A 12,839-nucleotide genomic window follows, 5' to 3' on the forward strand; every position below is an offset into this window, starting at 1 on the left:
CGTTTGAGTTTTTAAACCACTGACAGAACTTTGGAGTATTTCTATGCTATTACCATCATTGAGCTTTGCCCGTGTCGGCAGGGCGGTATCGGTGCTATTAATCGGCGCGATTCTACCGCTGTCGGTTTTCAGTGCACCATTACTGGAGCTCTCGCAGGCCGAATCCATCGCCATCGGGCGTGATTTGCCACGACAGCAGAGTGAGCAGATCGGGCAGGGCTATCACACCGAATCACGTGCAGCGCGATTTTTCCCCGATCCACAGCTGATTGTCGGCTATGAAGATGCGGCGACCATGTATGAATATTCCATCGGCCTGCGCCAGGAAATTCCCCGCTGGAAGCGGCTTGATCTGCGGCAAGAACAGTTGGGGCACATGGCAGAAAGTGCACAGTACCGCGCAAATATTGCCACACTGGATGCTCTGCGCGAAACGCGGCTGGCGTGGTTTGACCTGTGGTATCAGTTGCGTGCCGTCGATATTATTGAACACCATGCCACCATTCTTGGCGAGCTTTCTCAGGTCGCCCGTGAACGCTATGCCGCCGGAGGGTTGACGCAACAACAACTCATACTGCTGGATCTTGAAGAGCGGATGCAGCGCGATCGTTTACTGGCAGCGCAGGAAAATACCGAAGTAACCCGCGCCGCGCTGGCGCGCTTGATTGGTGCTGAGGTGGCTGAGCAGAACCTTCCCGCAACACTCCCCACCCTTCCGACCCTTTTGGCACTGGAATCTTTGGAAGCACTGTTGCCGCAACATCCGGCTGTTCTTGCCATGCAATCGGGTATCAGCGTTGCCGAAAAAGAGACGGAAATTGCTGGGCAATACTACAGCAGTACAATGGTTGATTTCCTGTACGCCAGAAATAATCGCAATACGGAAACCTTTGGCGTCATGTTGACCGTGCCGATTCCTGTGTTCGCCAGTGCGCGTCAAGGGCGGCAGGAAGCGGCCAGCCGTCACATGGTTGAAGCAGCCAGACTGGAGCGTGCCGACCTTTTGCGCAGCATGCAGAGTGATATTGCCGTACAGCATCGCCGCTTGTCACGCCTTGACGAACGTCTGCAACTCTACCGCAGTGATATCCTGCCGCAGAGCCGCCTTGCCAGCGAAGCTGCCACGGCGAGCTATCAGCACAGCACGGATGATTTTATCAATCTGATGCGCAGTACGGTGTATGAGCTGGAAAATGAGTTGAGCGCGGTGCAACTGCAAGTGGATCGGGCAAAAACGGTGACGCGACTCCTCTACTATCAGGATGTGCAACCATGAAAAATGCCTTTTTTATTCTCATTGCCTTTTTCCTTGGTGCGGGAGCGGCGTGGTATATCGCCTCGAGTACGGTTGATCACTCCACGCACGAAAGCGTTGCCACAAGCGATCAAAGTGAACGGAAAATCCTCTATTACCGCCATCCACACAGCCCGCGCATCACGTCAGACAAACCGATGAAGGATGAAATGGGGATGGATTACATTCCGATTTATGCCGACGGGAACGACTCTGGCGGCAATGGCATTACCATCGCGCCGGAAGTAGTGCAGAACCTTGGTGTCCGTACCGCACCGGTGAGCCGCGCCACCATAACGCCGACCATAGAAGCATTTGCTACCGTCGCGTATGACGAAAAACGGCTGTCGCATGTCCATGTGCGCGCCGAAGGGTGGATAGAGCGGCTCATGGTGCGATCGCTTGGCGAACGGGTAAAACAGGGCGATCTGCTTTTTGAATGGTACTCGCCGCAGCTCGTTAATGCGCAGGAAGAATACCTGCGCGCTTTGCGGATTGGTCAGGCGGGTGTTAAACAGGCCGCGCACGAGCGGTTGCTGGCGCTCGGCATTGCGGCATCGACCATCGAGCGACTGGAAAAGCAAGGCCGTCCGTTCCAACTCTTGCCCGTTTATGCCCGTGCGAACGGCGTGGTCAGCGAAATCGCTGTGCGCGATGGGATGTACATTACCCCCGGACTTGACATTATGACCTTCGCCGACCTTTCCAGCACGTGGGTCTACGTTGATCTTTTTGAACATCAGGCGCGCCACGTTGCTCTTGGCCAGTCAGCGTCACTCACGCTCACGAGCCTGCCGCAAACCGTGTTGCGCGGCGCAGTGGAATACCTAGCACCGGAACTTGACCCGCAAACCCGCACGATCCGCGCCCGCTTGCGCTTTGCCAACCCAGACGAAACGATGAAGCCGAATATGTACGGTCGTGCGCATATTGCCCTGCCTGCCCGCGAAAACGTTCTGCTGATCCCACGCGAAGCGCTCATTCGCAGCGGGAATGAAGAGCGTGTTGTGCTGGCGCGTGATGCCGGACGCTTTGAAGTCGCTCGCGTCACAAGTGGCGTAGAAAGCGGTCATGAAGTGGAAATTCTGTCCGGTTTGCAGGAAAGCGATACCGTGGTGGTCTCGGCACAATTCCTGATCGACTCTGAGAGTAGCCTGAACGCGGCGTTCAAACGGATGGAACCGGTGGATACTGCTGAAGCAGAGGCCACCGACGCACCACTGCCCGTGATGGCGGTTTGGGCAGAGGGCACCTATCACGGCGCGGGACACAAAGAAGGTACTATCAACCTTTCACATGACCCGATTGTTGAATTTGGCTGGCCAGCCATGAAGATGGATTTGCCACTGGCGCCCGGTGTAACGCTCGGTGAAGTAGCGCCCGAAACACCAATCCGCTTTGAACTTGAGCGGCTGGACGAAATCACCTACCGCATTCTCGCCATTAAGCCGCGCAGCGGAGGGGGCACGCCATGATTGCCGCCGTCATTCGCTGGTCGATAGGCAACCGGATTTTCGTCCTGATTGCGGCAGTGCTGCTGACGTTCTGGGGAGTGTACGCAGTAAAGAACACACCGCTGGACGCCATTCCCGACCTGTCGGACGTGCAGGTGATCATCAAAACCTCGTATCCCGGCCAAGCGCCGCAGGTGGTCGAGCAACAGGTAACGTATCCGCTCTCCAGCGCCTTGCTGGCCGTGCCTAAAGCAGTGGCCGTGCGTGGCTATTCGATGTTCGGCGATTCGTACATCTACATCATTTTTGAAGAAGGCACTGACCTCTACTGGGCGCGTTCGCGCGTGCTGGAATACCTCAGTCAAGTTTCGGGCAATCTGCCAGAAGGGGCGACGCCGTCGCTCGGACCAGATGCCACCGGCGTGGGTTGGGTCTATCAATACGCTTTGGTTGACCGCACTGGTCGGCACGATCTGGGTGAACTACGCGCCTTGCAGGACTGGTTTTTGAAGTACGAACTGCAAACCGTGGCCGGCGTTTCCGAAGTAGCCACGGTCGGCGGCATGGTGCGGCAGTACCAAATTGTCGTCGCACCGGAAAAACTGCGCGCCTATGGCATCACCACCGATATGATCAGCAGCGCCGTCAGCCGTGCCAATCAGGAAGTGGGCGGATCGTCGATTGAAATGGCCGAAGCGGAGTATATGATTCGCGCCAAAGGGTACATTCAGAGTGCGGATGAACTGCGCCATATTCCGCTGACACTTGGCGCCAACGGTGTGCCAGTGTTGCTGGGTGATGTCGCGGAAATCACTATGGGGCCGCAACTGCGGCGCGGCATTGCCGAGATGGACGGCGAAGGTGAAGTGGTTGGCGGCATTATCGTGATGCGCTCCGGCGAAAATGCCTTGGAAGTCATCAAGCAGGTGAAGCAAAAACTCGACGAACTGCGCCCCGGCCTCCCCGCTGGAGTGGAAGTGGTTACCACCTACGACCGCTCCGGCGTTATCGAACGCGCGGTGGAAAACCTGCAAAATACCGTTATCAAAGAATTGCTCGTCGTCGTAGCGGTGTGTGCGCTGTTTTTGCTGCATATTCGCTCTTCGCTAGTAATTGCGATTTGTCTTCCATTGGGTGTTTTGGTGTCATTTATCATTATGCACTGGCAAGGTATCAATGCGAACATTATGTCGCTCGGCGGTATTGCACTGGCGATTGGTGCCATGGTCGATGCGTCGATTGTGATGGTGGAAAATGTGCATAAACATCTGGAAAAAGAGGAGATTACGCCGCAGAATCGCTGGCGGATTATTACCGACGCGTCGCTCGAAGTCGGGCCGCCACTCTTTTTCGCACTGCTGATTATCACCGTCAGTTTCCTGCCCGTATTTACGCTGGAAGCTCAGGAAGGGCGGATGTTCGCACCGCTGGCCTACACCAAAACCTATGCCATGGCAGCCGCCGCCGGGCTGGCCGTCACGCTGGTGCCGGTGCTGATGGGGTATTTTATCCGTGGCAAGATCATTCCGGAACAGAAGAATCCGCTGAATCGCGGACTGGTGGGGTTGTATCGTCCACTGGTCAATCTGGTACTCCGTTTTCCAAAAACCGTCATTGCGCTGGCGCTGATTTCGTGCCTCAGCGTGTGGTATCCGGTCAGTAAAATCGGCTCTGAATTTATGCCCGAACTCGACGAAGGGGATCTACTCTACATGCCGACGACGTTGCCGGGAATTTCGCCGAGTAAAGTGGCGGAACTGCTCATGCAAACGGATCGGCTGATTTTAACCATTCCCGAAGTAGAGCGGGTGTTCGGCAAAGCTGGGCGTGCTGAAACGGCGACCGATCCGGCACCACTCACGATGCTGGAAACTACCATTAAGCTCAAGCCGCGCGAGGAATGGCGCGAAGGGATGACAACGCGCAAAATCATCGAAGAATTGGATGCCATCGTCAAGCTCCCCGGCGTTACCAACGCATGGGTAATGCCGATCAAAACCCGTATTGATATGCTGGCCACTGGGATTCGTACTCCGGTCGGTATCAAAGTTGCGGGGCCAGATTTGGCAGTGATTGAAACCATTGGCACCGAAATCGAACAGGCGATCAAAAACTTGCCCGGAACCGCGTCCGTCTATTCTGAACGGGTGACGGGTGGCCGCTATATTGATGTCGATATCGACCGCGTGGCGGCCGCACGCTACGGCTTGAACATTGCCGATGTGCAAGAAGTGGTACGCAGCGCCATTGGCGGAATGAATGTCGGCCAAACTATCGAAGGGCTGGAGCGTTACCCGATCAACCTGCGCTATCCGCGCGATGAACGCGATTCGCTGCAATCACTGCGCCAGCTTCCGGTAGCAACGCCCAGCGGTGTGTGGGTGGCGCTGGAGCAAGTGGCGAAGGTCGATATTGTCGATGGGCCGCCAATGATTCGCAGTGAAAACGCGCGACTGAGCGGATGGACGTATGTCGACATTCAGGGGCGCGATCTGGGCGGCTATGTGCGTGAAGCGCGCGACACCGTACAGCGTTACGTAACGCTGCCGCCGGGCTATTCCATCAGTTGGTCGGGGCAGTATGAATATCTGGAGCGCGCCACCGAACGGCTGAAAATGGTGATTCCGCTGACATTGGCGACCATCTTTTTGCTGCTCTATCTGAGCTTCCGCCGTATCGGCGAAACACTGTTGATCATGCTGACGCTACCGCTGTCGCTGGTCGGCGGCTTCTGGTATCTGCACTGGCTGGGATACAACCTCTCTGTCGCGGCTGGCGTTGGTTTTATTGCCCTCGCGGGGGTGGCGGCAGAAACGGGCATCATCATGCTGGTATATCTCGACCAAGCGTATCAAAAACGACTTGATGCCGCGCAGCGCGAAGCGCGATCCGTATCACTGGCGGAATTGCGCGCAGCACTGGTTGAAGGGGCGCTGCTGCGGGTGCGTCCGAAAATTATGACCGTTGGCACCGTAATTGTCGGCCTGCTGCCGATTATGTTTAGCGAAGGCACCGGCGCAGAAGTAATGCGCCGCATCGCCGCACCGATGCTGGGTGGCATGGTAAGTGCCACTATTTTAACCCTTGTCATCATTCCGGCGATCTATTTCGTCTGGAAACAATACACTTTGAAGGAGCATTAAATCATGAAGAAAATCGTTACTACTACACTCGTTGTCGCTACACTTGCTTTTGGAACCACTTTTGCGCTGGCATCCAGCCACGGCAATTCGCATGGAAGCACGCACGGAAATTCGCACGGCAGTTCGCATGGGACATCGCATGGAGCGACGCAAAAAGCGGACAAAAAAGCCAGCGTGCAAGCCGAAATTTTAGGCATTGCGGCTGATGGAAAAAGTGTGGACGTTGATCATGCGCCCATCCGTGAATTCGGCTGGCCAGCTATGCAGATGAGCCTCGAGTTGCAGAATGCCAACGTTGCCAAAGACATTGCCGTTGGCGATAAGGTGATGCTAGAAATCAAACAGAAATCAGCAACGGAATACGTGATTACAAAAATCACCAAACAGTAAAACCGAAGCAAAGATTCCCCCTGCTATATTGGCGGGGGGAATCTGATTGCAATGCTTGTTCGAGAGCAATTGACACGAATTTGATATGGCATTGCTGGCTATTGTGATGTTTTTTGTATTTATGATTCTACCGCCACTCGCGGTCGTCTATCTCTTCCAATTTAAACGCCGAGGACGCAGAAACCCGCTAACATCGCAAATGTTGCGTGCACCGGGAGAATCTATATCGCAACGCATCAAGGAGTTGAACGAAAAAATCGACTCAGACCTAATAAGTTTATATGTTTGTTGCGATTTGCGACGAGCACGGAGTATGCCTAGCGTGAGAGGCTAGGCGTGCCATTAGCGTTACGCCCGCAAGCTGCCACCGGAGAGTCCAAAAAAAGAACTGATACTGCCATCAATGCCAATTTTCATATAAACTGGAGCCTTTCCCTCGGCAATGCGTCTTTCAACCAGTGCCTCTTGTTCTTTCGGCCGGTTTTCTAGTCGAGCATATTCTTTGCTGAATGCTTCGTGCGTTTCTCCAAGATGTACCAGCATTTGATGCGAAGAGAGTTTTCGAAACTGATTGCTCAGCTCGGTCTCTTTGTCAAAAGCCTTTTCTATTCTTGATTTATCAGGATGCTCTCCGGCGACACGGACATTGCCTGCCATATCGGTGCGCAGTACTGGTTCGGGTGGAATTTTCACCCCAATGTCCCGAAATATTTGCATAATTTTACCCGAAAAATCTTCCATCTCAGCTGCAAGCGACTCGCGTGTGGGAAGTTCCAGCTTTGGCAGCGCCAACAGATCGCTACTAAAGGGGATATCTTTCTTTTCTGTCGCTTCTTTTTTTGCGGTACTGCTGGCGACAGAGGATGTCTGAGTCAAGAAAGAGGTGTTGGTAATCTGCATGGTTTCCTCCTGTTGCAGTCATTAGGGTGGATACGCTTCACTTATCCACCCTACATTTTGCCATTTCACTACCCTACTTCTACGTTATTTCTTTTCCGTGTTTCGCTAGCCAGCGCGAATAGCTGTCTGCGCTCCCGGCAATCGCGTACGTGCGCTGTGAGCTCGAGAAGTCAAAGTGCACTTCCGGCTCCTTTGCCGCTCCAACAACACGTTTTTCCGCGGTTGACCCAAGCAACTGTTCCAGTAATTGGGCTCGCTGATCGGCCAGCTCTTTGCCACGCAGATTTCCATCTTTGGCAATAATTGATGAATAATCTCGGTCGTTTGTGGAGCTGTAAAGAAAGCCACCTTTCGAAACAGCAGCAATTTTTTCGCCATTTTGCCAAAATTCAATGTACGGTTCCGCTGCTTCAAGTTGCTCTTGAGTTGGCTTGGGGGGTTCCGGTGCTATCTTGGGTGGAGAGGATAAGGCAACTTTTTGCAGCCCGTCAGTTGGAAGTAATGTGGCATTGCCAGCAATTTGTTGTGCGGTTGACCGGATTTTTACGGCGGCAGGGGCATGGTTCATCGTGGTGGGCAGAGATGATGAAATCATAGTTTCCTCCTCTAATAGGCAAAATATTAGCAAATAGCATGCCAAAAAATTTTGCTCTGACTTGGTGTTGAGCAGGGATTTTTCCTGACGCAGGTGCTAGGTTGTCACGTCCTTTATGCAATGTTGGCATAAAAAGGAAGTATTGCCAAAATCACCTAGCTCCATACGTTCTACAGCGGAGCTCCACATCTGCTGGAAAGGGAATGAGGTGAGAGTTATGAAACGTTATCTGTTACTGCTGTCCTCAGCAGCTATCATCGTGCTGGCGGGGTTGCCCCTAAACGCTTTCAGTAAAATGGACACGAAATTCGCCCCCAACGACCCCAATCTGACAATGGCTACCTTCGCTGGTGGGTGTTTCTGGTGTGTGGAAGATGCCTTTGAAAAAGTCCCTGGTGTGATAGAGGCTGTATCTGGTTATAGCGGCGGCGACGAGATAAATCCGACCTATCAACAGGTTGCCGGCGGGCTGACTGGCCACACCGAAGCGGTGCAGGTGTATTACGACCAAGCGGTGATCACCTACGAAGGGCTGCTGCAAGCACTGTGGCGGACGGCCAATCCAACAGATGCCACAGGCCAGTATGTGGATCGTGGCAAGCAATATCGCCCAGCGATTTTTTATCACAACGAAGCGCAGAAGCACGCGGCCGAAATTTCGGTCATGGCACTGGAAAAGTCCGGCCGGTACGACGCTCCAATAGTGATTGAGATCGTCCCTTTCAAAGCTTTTTACAAGGCCGAAGAATACCATCAGGATTACTCCGCCAAAAATCCGCTGCGCTACAAGTTCTACACCTTTAACTCGGGACGCTACCAGTTCATTGAAAAGGTTTGGGGAAAAGATCAGGCCGTAGATTACTCCCAATACCGTCCCAAAAACGGCGCTGGCGCTGAGCAAGCGGAGCGTGACCAGCAGCCAATCCAGATGGCGGGATTCAACGCTGCGACCTTTGAAAAACCAAGCGACAGGGTACTCAAAGATCGACTGACAAAAGAACAGTACCACGTCACCCAGCAAGAGGGTACGGAGCCCCCCTTCAAAAACGAATATAATAATGAAAAGCGGCCAGGGATCTATGTGGATGTGGTATCCGGCGAACCGCTATTCTCATCCCGCGACAAATATGACTCCGGTACTGGCTGGCCCAGCTTTACCAAACCGATCAGCCCGGAGTGGTTGGCAGAAAAAGAGGATAGAACCTTTTTTTCGGTTCGCACTGAAATTCGCAGCCGCTACGCCGACTCCCATTTAGGACACGTATTCAACGATGGTCCGGCTCCAACCGGCCTGCGTTATTGCATGAACTCCGCAGCGCTGAAGTTCATCCCCATCGAGGAGATGGATGCACAGGGCTACGGCGCACTGATCAGGGAAGTGAAGTGAACAGATGGGATATCCGGTTGATGTGCTACGGCGACGGAAGTGCGACAGCGCTTACAGCAGGGTAACCCGTGGGAACATCTGGTGTCGGAAGGGGTTGCTACGTATTTAAAGGCATCTGGATTCAGCGAAATATTGCGCCAGATGGGGTAAGCGTGGAGCAGCCAAGGAAGAGAAGGAAAAGATCGATTTCTCCTTTGCTCATGCTTTTTCCCCTTGAAACATACGGCCGAAAAACCCAATATTCATACGTGCTCAGCACGAAACGTCGAGACGAGAGAAGGGGTGTTTATTGCGTAGCAAGTGCCCTTCGCCTCACGTTGATCGGGCTGGTTTCATCATCGTAAAAGCGGTGCGCTGAGAAGTAACGATAGCACCCATGCAGGTCGGCATATAACCGACCGATGCAAACCGGCCCACTTATTATTCTTGAGCCCACCTGTCTTGATCCTGCGCACATGGTAAGGATCGAAAAACAGGTGGGCTTTCGCTTTTGTTGCTTCTGTGGCATAACATTCCGGCAAGAAATTCTACTATTAGGAGGCTCTGCGGATGAAACAGTACCATGTATATGGCATTGGTAATGCCCTCGTTGATTACGAATTTTCGATAGATGATGCGGCGCTGACTGCGATTGATGTTGCCAAAGGGGTGATGACTCTCGTTGATCGGGAGCGGCAGGATTTTCTGATATCCCGCCTTGGTGGACAGGAGCACAAAAGGGCATGTGGTGGCTCCGCAGCGAACACGATTATCGGAGTGGCGCAATTTGGCGGTAAAGCGTACTACTCATGTCGCGTGGCGAACGATGAGTCGGGCGATTTTTACTATAAAGATCTCAAGTCGCATGGTGTTGACACGAATCTTGGTTTGGCCAATCGCCCTGAAGGGGTTACTGGAAAATGTTTGGTTCTGGTGACGCCTGATGCCGAACGGACGATGAACACCTATCTTGGTATTACGGCGGAGTTATGTTGTGACGAAGTCGAGCCGGACGCTATTTCCCGTTCTGAATATCTCTATATGGAAGGATATCTTTCGGCATCGCCCAGTGGAAAATTGGCAGTACTGGAAGCGAAAAAAATCGCCCAGCAGCATGGTGTTAAAACCGCATTAACGTTTTCCGATCCGAACATGGTGCAGTTTTTTGGCGCAGTCTTGCAAGAATTTGTGGGCGATGGCATTGATATGTTGTTTTGTAATGACAAAGAAGCGCTGCTCTACACGAAAACTGATACCGTTGCCGGTGCCGCTGAGCAGTTAAAGAAAATCGCTACGAACTTTGCTATTACAATGGGAGCGCATGGAGCAGTTATCTGGGATGGCACTACACTGCACAAAATCCCTGCTTTTCCCGTGAAAGCGGTTGATACCAACGGTGCGGGCGATATTTTTGCGGGTGCCTATTTGTATGCGATTACCCACGGTTATACGCAGGTGCAAGCGGGAACATTTGCGTCTCTCGCGGCCTCTCGCCTTGTAACCCGTTTTGGCCCGCGCTTGGGCGGAGCTGATGTGGTTGAGGTTTTACGGCAACTCCCCGCGCGGTAAGCTTACCTCTGAATTGAATCTGTTTCGTTTCCATTCAGAGGCGGTTGCGATCCTAGTACCGCCTCTGAAGTGCTTTCTTGATCATCGCTGGAGTCTTCCGTTTCCAAATATGTGCGGGGATCCATCTCCGCTGCAATGGTTGACGTACGCGTTACTGGTACAAACAGTCCGCGTTCGTCTTCAGGAACGGGTTCGTCAAGGTGGATTCTCCATTTAATAAACAATGCCAATCCGCAAAGCACGATAGCCAGCATGACAGGATAGCCACGGCTTCCTAATATCGACATAACAATACCTGCCATGAAGGGGCCGATGGAGGCCCCGATACCGTTCAACATCAAAAGGCCGCGTGTGCCATCAAGTATCTGACTCGCATCGAGCCGGTCGTGAGTTTGCGCTACACTGATTGCATACAGGGAAAAAGAAAACCCACCGTAGAGTAATGCGACTACCATAAAGGCGGCCATCGAAATGGCGTGCAATATGAGGAGTAGAAGCACGAATACGGCGGCACAGATGGCAATCCAAAAGAGTATCTGACGGCGATCGCGGTTATCCGAAAGCTTCCCAAGTGGCCATTGCAGCAGCGCTCCTCCAAACACCGCAAAAGAGATAAACGTCACCACATGAGTTTCGCTGAAGCCGAGTCCATGCGCAAACACCGCCGCCATTCCCCAAAAAGACCCTGTGATTAACCCTGAGAGCAACGAACCCACTGCGCCAACGGGTGCGGCATGAAACAGCGACTTGAGGGGGAAACTGCTTGATTCCATTGGGGTTGGCTGCGTAGTGCGGGTCAGAGCGACAGGCATCAGCCCCAGGGAAAAAAGGATGGAGACAAGTGCGAATGAGGCGAGTGAGCCCGGCCCGTAGATCAATACGCCAAATTGTCCGACCCCAAGTGCCAGTAGGCTAATGGTCATGTAGATGCCAAAGATCTGCGAGCGTTGCTGCGTTATTTGCTCGTTGAGCCAACTTTCCATAACCATATAGAGCCCGACGAGACTGATTCCATTGAGAATGCGCAATCCCCACCAAACGTAAGGATCAACAACTAAACCATGCAGGAGGGCAACAACCGAAGAAATAGCTGCCATAACGGCAAAAGTGCGCACGTAACCGACCCGACGAATGATTTTCGGGCACAAAAGAGAACCGGCAATGTACCCGATAAAAAATGCTGACATGATTATGCCTATTGCAGCTTCGGAAAATCCTTCTTCGCTGCCGCGCAGCCCTAAAAGCGTTCCCAGCAGGCCTGAGCCAATAAGGAGGATTCCCATGCCGGATAAAAGAGAACTGATAGAAAAAATATAATGCAACACGGTATGTTCCTGACGGGTAGTATGGTTCACGTATTACTCAAGGCGGTAGGCAGTGGTGCCGAGTGGCCTTCTTCATCGATTGCCAAACGTGTAGCACAGCTCTTGGTGTCGTGCCACCCAAATCACAACTTTTCGCATTCGGTACTTTTTGATGGAAGCGGTTGTTTTGCTTGCTTGACAATAGAAACCCATCTCCATATAATGCCGCGGTTTTTGTGAATCGTCCCGAGAAATGAAAAACAACGGTAGGTAGCGATTCGCCTGGAAGTAAAATTTTTATTATTTTTTAAGGAGATACAGTAACATGCAACAAAGAACATTCCGCCCAAACAATCGGAGAAAAGTAGTAAAGCAGGGATTCCGTGCCCGTATGGCGACCGCCAATGGCCGTCGCGTACTTTCACGCAGAAGAGCAAAAGGGAGAGCTGTCCTCGCGGCCAGTGCATAATGCGAGTTACCCCCGCCAGCTGCGCTTTACTCGTTCATCCGAGTTTCAGCAAGTGTATCGCGGGGGGAAAGCGTTTCATGGGCGGTGTTTTGTGCTGATTTGTCGCGAAAGCTCCCATGTGCAAGTTGGCGTTGTCGCCAGCAAAAAGGTTGGCAATGCGGTCGTGCGTAATCGCATGAAACGGCTGATGCGAGAGGCTTTTCGGCTGAATCGGGTCGCTTTTCAGCGTAACGCCGCCATTGTTATCGCGGCACGTCCGCCAGCGGCACAAGTGGCTGGAGCTGATGCGATTGATGAGATAACCCAATTATTCCGCAAGGCTAGTCTTCTGGATTAGCCTTTTATTGTTTTGTGC

General features: G+C 52.8%; 11 protein-coding genes. 8 read left to right on the top strand and 3 right to left on the bottom strand.

Annotation, left to right across the window (positions count from 1 at the left end; genetic code table 11):
- Window positions 1–43: 43 nt before the first annotated feature.
- The 4 genes from P304_RS0108370 to P304_RS0108385 are packed head-to-tail and all read left to right on the top strand — an operon-like array spanning window position 44 to window position 6,281.
- Entirely contained in the window at window positions 44–1,276 is a 1,233-nt protein-coding gene (locus tag P304_RS0108370) for a TolC family protein (protein WP_027390176.1), read from the top strand.
- Window positions 1,273–2,769, top strand: a complete 1,497-nt coding sequence (locus P304_RS14750) for an efflux RND transporter periplasmic adaptor subunit (protein ID WP_051321540.1) — start codon at window positions 1,273–1,275, stop codon at window positions 2,767–2,769. Before P304_RS0108370 ends, P304_RS14750 begins: the two co-directional genes overlap by 4 nt.
- Window positions 2,766–5,891 carry an efflux RND transporter permease subunit gene (locus tag P304_RS0108380; protein ID WP_027390177.1) on the top strand — a complete coding sequence of 1,042 codons (3,126 nt, stop codon included), beginning with the start codon at window positions 2,766–2,768 and terminating at the stop codon, window positions 5,889–5,891. The genes P304_RS14750 and P304_RS0108380 overlap by 4 nt, the downstream gene beginning before the upstream one ends.
- Before the next feature lie 3 nt (window positions 5,892–5,894).
- Complete coding sequence (locus P304_RS0108385) at window positions 5,895–6,281, top strand: copper-binding protein (protein ID WP_027390178.1); 387 nt, start codon at window positions 5,895–5,897, stop codon at window positions 6,279–6,281.
- Between the two features lie 348 nt (window positions 6,282–6,629).
- On the opposite strand, the gene P304_RS0108390 is transcribed toward P304_RS0108385, so the two are convergent.
- Both P304_RS0108390 and P304_RS0108395 read right to left on the bottom strand, forming a co-directional pair.
- Window positions 6,630–7,181 (bottom strand): hypothetical protein, encoded by a 552-nt coding sequence (locus P304_RS0108390; RefSeq protein ID WP_027390179.1) that lies wholly within the window; start codon window positions 7,179–7,181, stop codon window positions 6,630–6,632.
- Between the two features lie 79 nt (window positions 7,182–7,260).
- Window positions 7,261–7,776 carry a hypothetical protein gene (locus P304_RS0108395; protein ID WP_027390180.1) on the bottom strand — a complete coding sequence of 172 codons (516 nt, stop codon included), beginning with the start codon at window positions 7,774–7,776 and terminating at the stop codon, window positions 7,261–7,263.
- Window positions 7,777–7,993: 217 nt separating this feature from the next.
- Between P304_RS0108395 and msrB the strand changes: the two genes are divergently transcribed.
- Window positions 7,994–9,163, top strand: a complete 1,170-nt coding sequence (gene msrB, locus P304_RS0108400) for a peptide-methionine (R)-S-oxide reductase MsrB (protein ID WP_027390181.1) — start codon at window positions 7,994–7,996, stop codon at window positions 9,161–9,163.
- A gap of 549 nt (window positions 9,164–9,712) precedes the next feature.
- Complete coding sequence (locus tag P304_RS0108405) at window positions 9,713–10,711, top strand: adenosine kinase (RefSeq protein ID WP_027390182.1); 999 nt, start codon at window positions 9,713–9,715, stop codon at window positions 10,709–10,711.
- 2 nt (window positions 10,712–10,713) lie between these two features.
- Here the strand turns inward: P304_RS0108405 and P304_RS14755 are convergent, their stop codons facing one another.
- Window positions 10,714–12,066, bottom strand: coding sequence for an MFS transporter (locus P304_RS14755; RefSeq protein WP_201766940.1), 1,353 nt, complete (start codon window positions 12,064–12,066; stop codon window positions 10,714–10,716).
- 274 nt (window positions 12,067–12,340) lie between these two features.
- Between P304_RS14755 and rpmH the strand changes: the two genes are divergently transcribed.
- Both rpmH and rnpA read left to right on the top strand, forming a co-directional pair.
- Window positions 12,341–12,484 (top strand): 50S ribosomal protein L34, encoded by a 144-nt coding sequence (gene rpmH / locus P304_RS16665; protein WP_084417634.1) that lies wholly within the window; start codon window positions 12,341–12,343, stop codon window positions 12,482–12,484.
- Window positions 12,420–12,821 carry a ribonuclease P protein component gene (rnpA, locus tag P304_RS16225; RefSeq protein ID WP_051321541.1) on the top strand — a complete coding sequence of 134 codons (402 nt, stop codon included), beginning with the start codon at window positions 12,420–12,422 and terminating at the stop codon, window positions 12,819–12,821. Before rpmH ends, rnpA begins: the two co-directional genes overlap by 65 nt.
- The last annotated feature ends 18 nt before the right edge of the window (window positions 12,822–12,839 follow it).

The organism is Chrysiogenes arsenatis DSM 11915 (assembly GCF_000469585.1).
Classification (GTDB): Bacteria; Chrysiogenota; Chrysiogenetes; order Chrysiogenales; family Chrysiogenaceae; genus Chrysiogenes; species Chrysiogenes arsenatis.

What these genes read in the sequence shown, in the direction of transcription:
- P304_RS0108385 (WP_027390178.1), top strand. Translation starts at nt 5,895, where the DNA reads ATGAAGAAAATCGTTACTACTACACTCGTTGTCGCTACACTTGCTTTT.
- rnpA (WP_051321541.1), top strand. Translation starts at nt 12,420, where the DNA reads ATGGCCGTCGCGTACTTTCACGCAGAAGAGCAAAAGGGAGAGCTGTCC.
- P304_RS0108390 (WP_027390179.1), bottom strand. Translation starts at nt 7,181, where the DNA reads ATGCAGATTACCAACACCTCTTTCTTGACTCAGACATCCTCTGTCGCC.
- P304_RS0108395 (WP_027390180.1), bottom strand. Translation starts at nt 7,776, where the DNA reads ATGATTTCATCATCTCTGCCCACCACGATGAACCATGCCCCTGCCGCC.
- P304_RS0108380 (WP_027390177.1), top strand. Translation starts at nt 2,766, where the DNA reads ATGATTGCCGCCGTCATTCGCTGGTCGATAGGCAACCGGATTTTCGTC.
- P304_RS14750 (WP_051321540.1), top strand. Translation starts at nt 1,273, where the DNA reads ATGAAAAATGCCTTTTTTATTCTCATTGCCTTTTTCCTTGGTGCGGGA.
- rpmH (WP_084417634.1), top strand. Translation starts at nt 12,341, where the DNA reads ATGCAACAAAGAACATTCCGCCCAAACAATCGGAGAAAAGTAGTAAAG.
- msrB (WP_027390181.1), top strand. Translation starts at nt 7,994, where the DNA reads ATGAAACGTTATCTGTTACTGCTGTCCTCAGCAGCTATCATCGTGCTG.
- P304_RS0108370 (WP_027390176.1), top strand. Translation starts at nt 44, where the DNA reads ATGCTATTACCATCATTGAGCTTTGCCCGTGTCGGCAGGGCGGTATCG.
- P304_RS0108405 (WP_027390182.1), top strand. Translation starts at nt 9,713, where the DNA reads ATGAAACAGTACCATGTATATGGCATTGGTAATGCCCTCGTTGATTAC.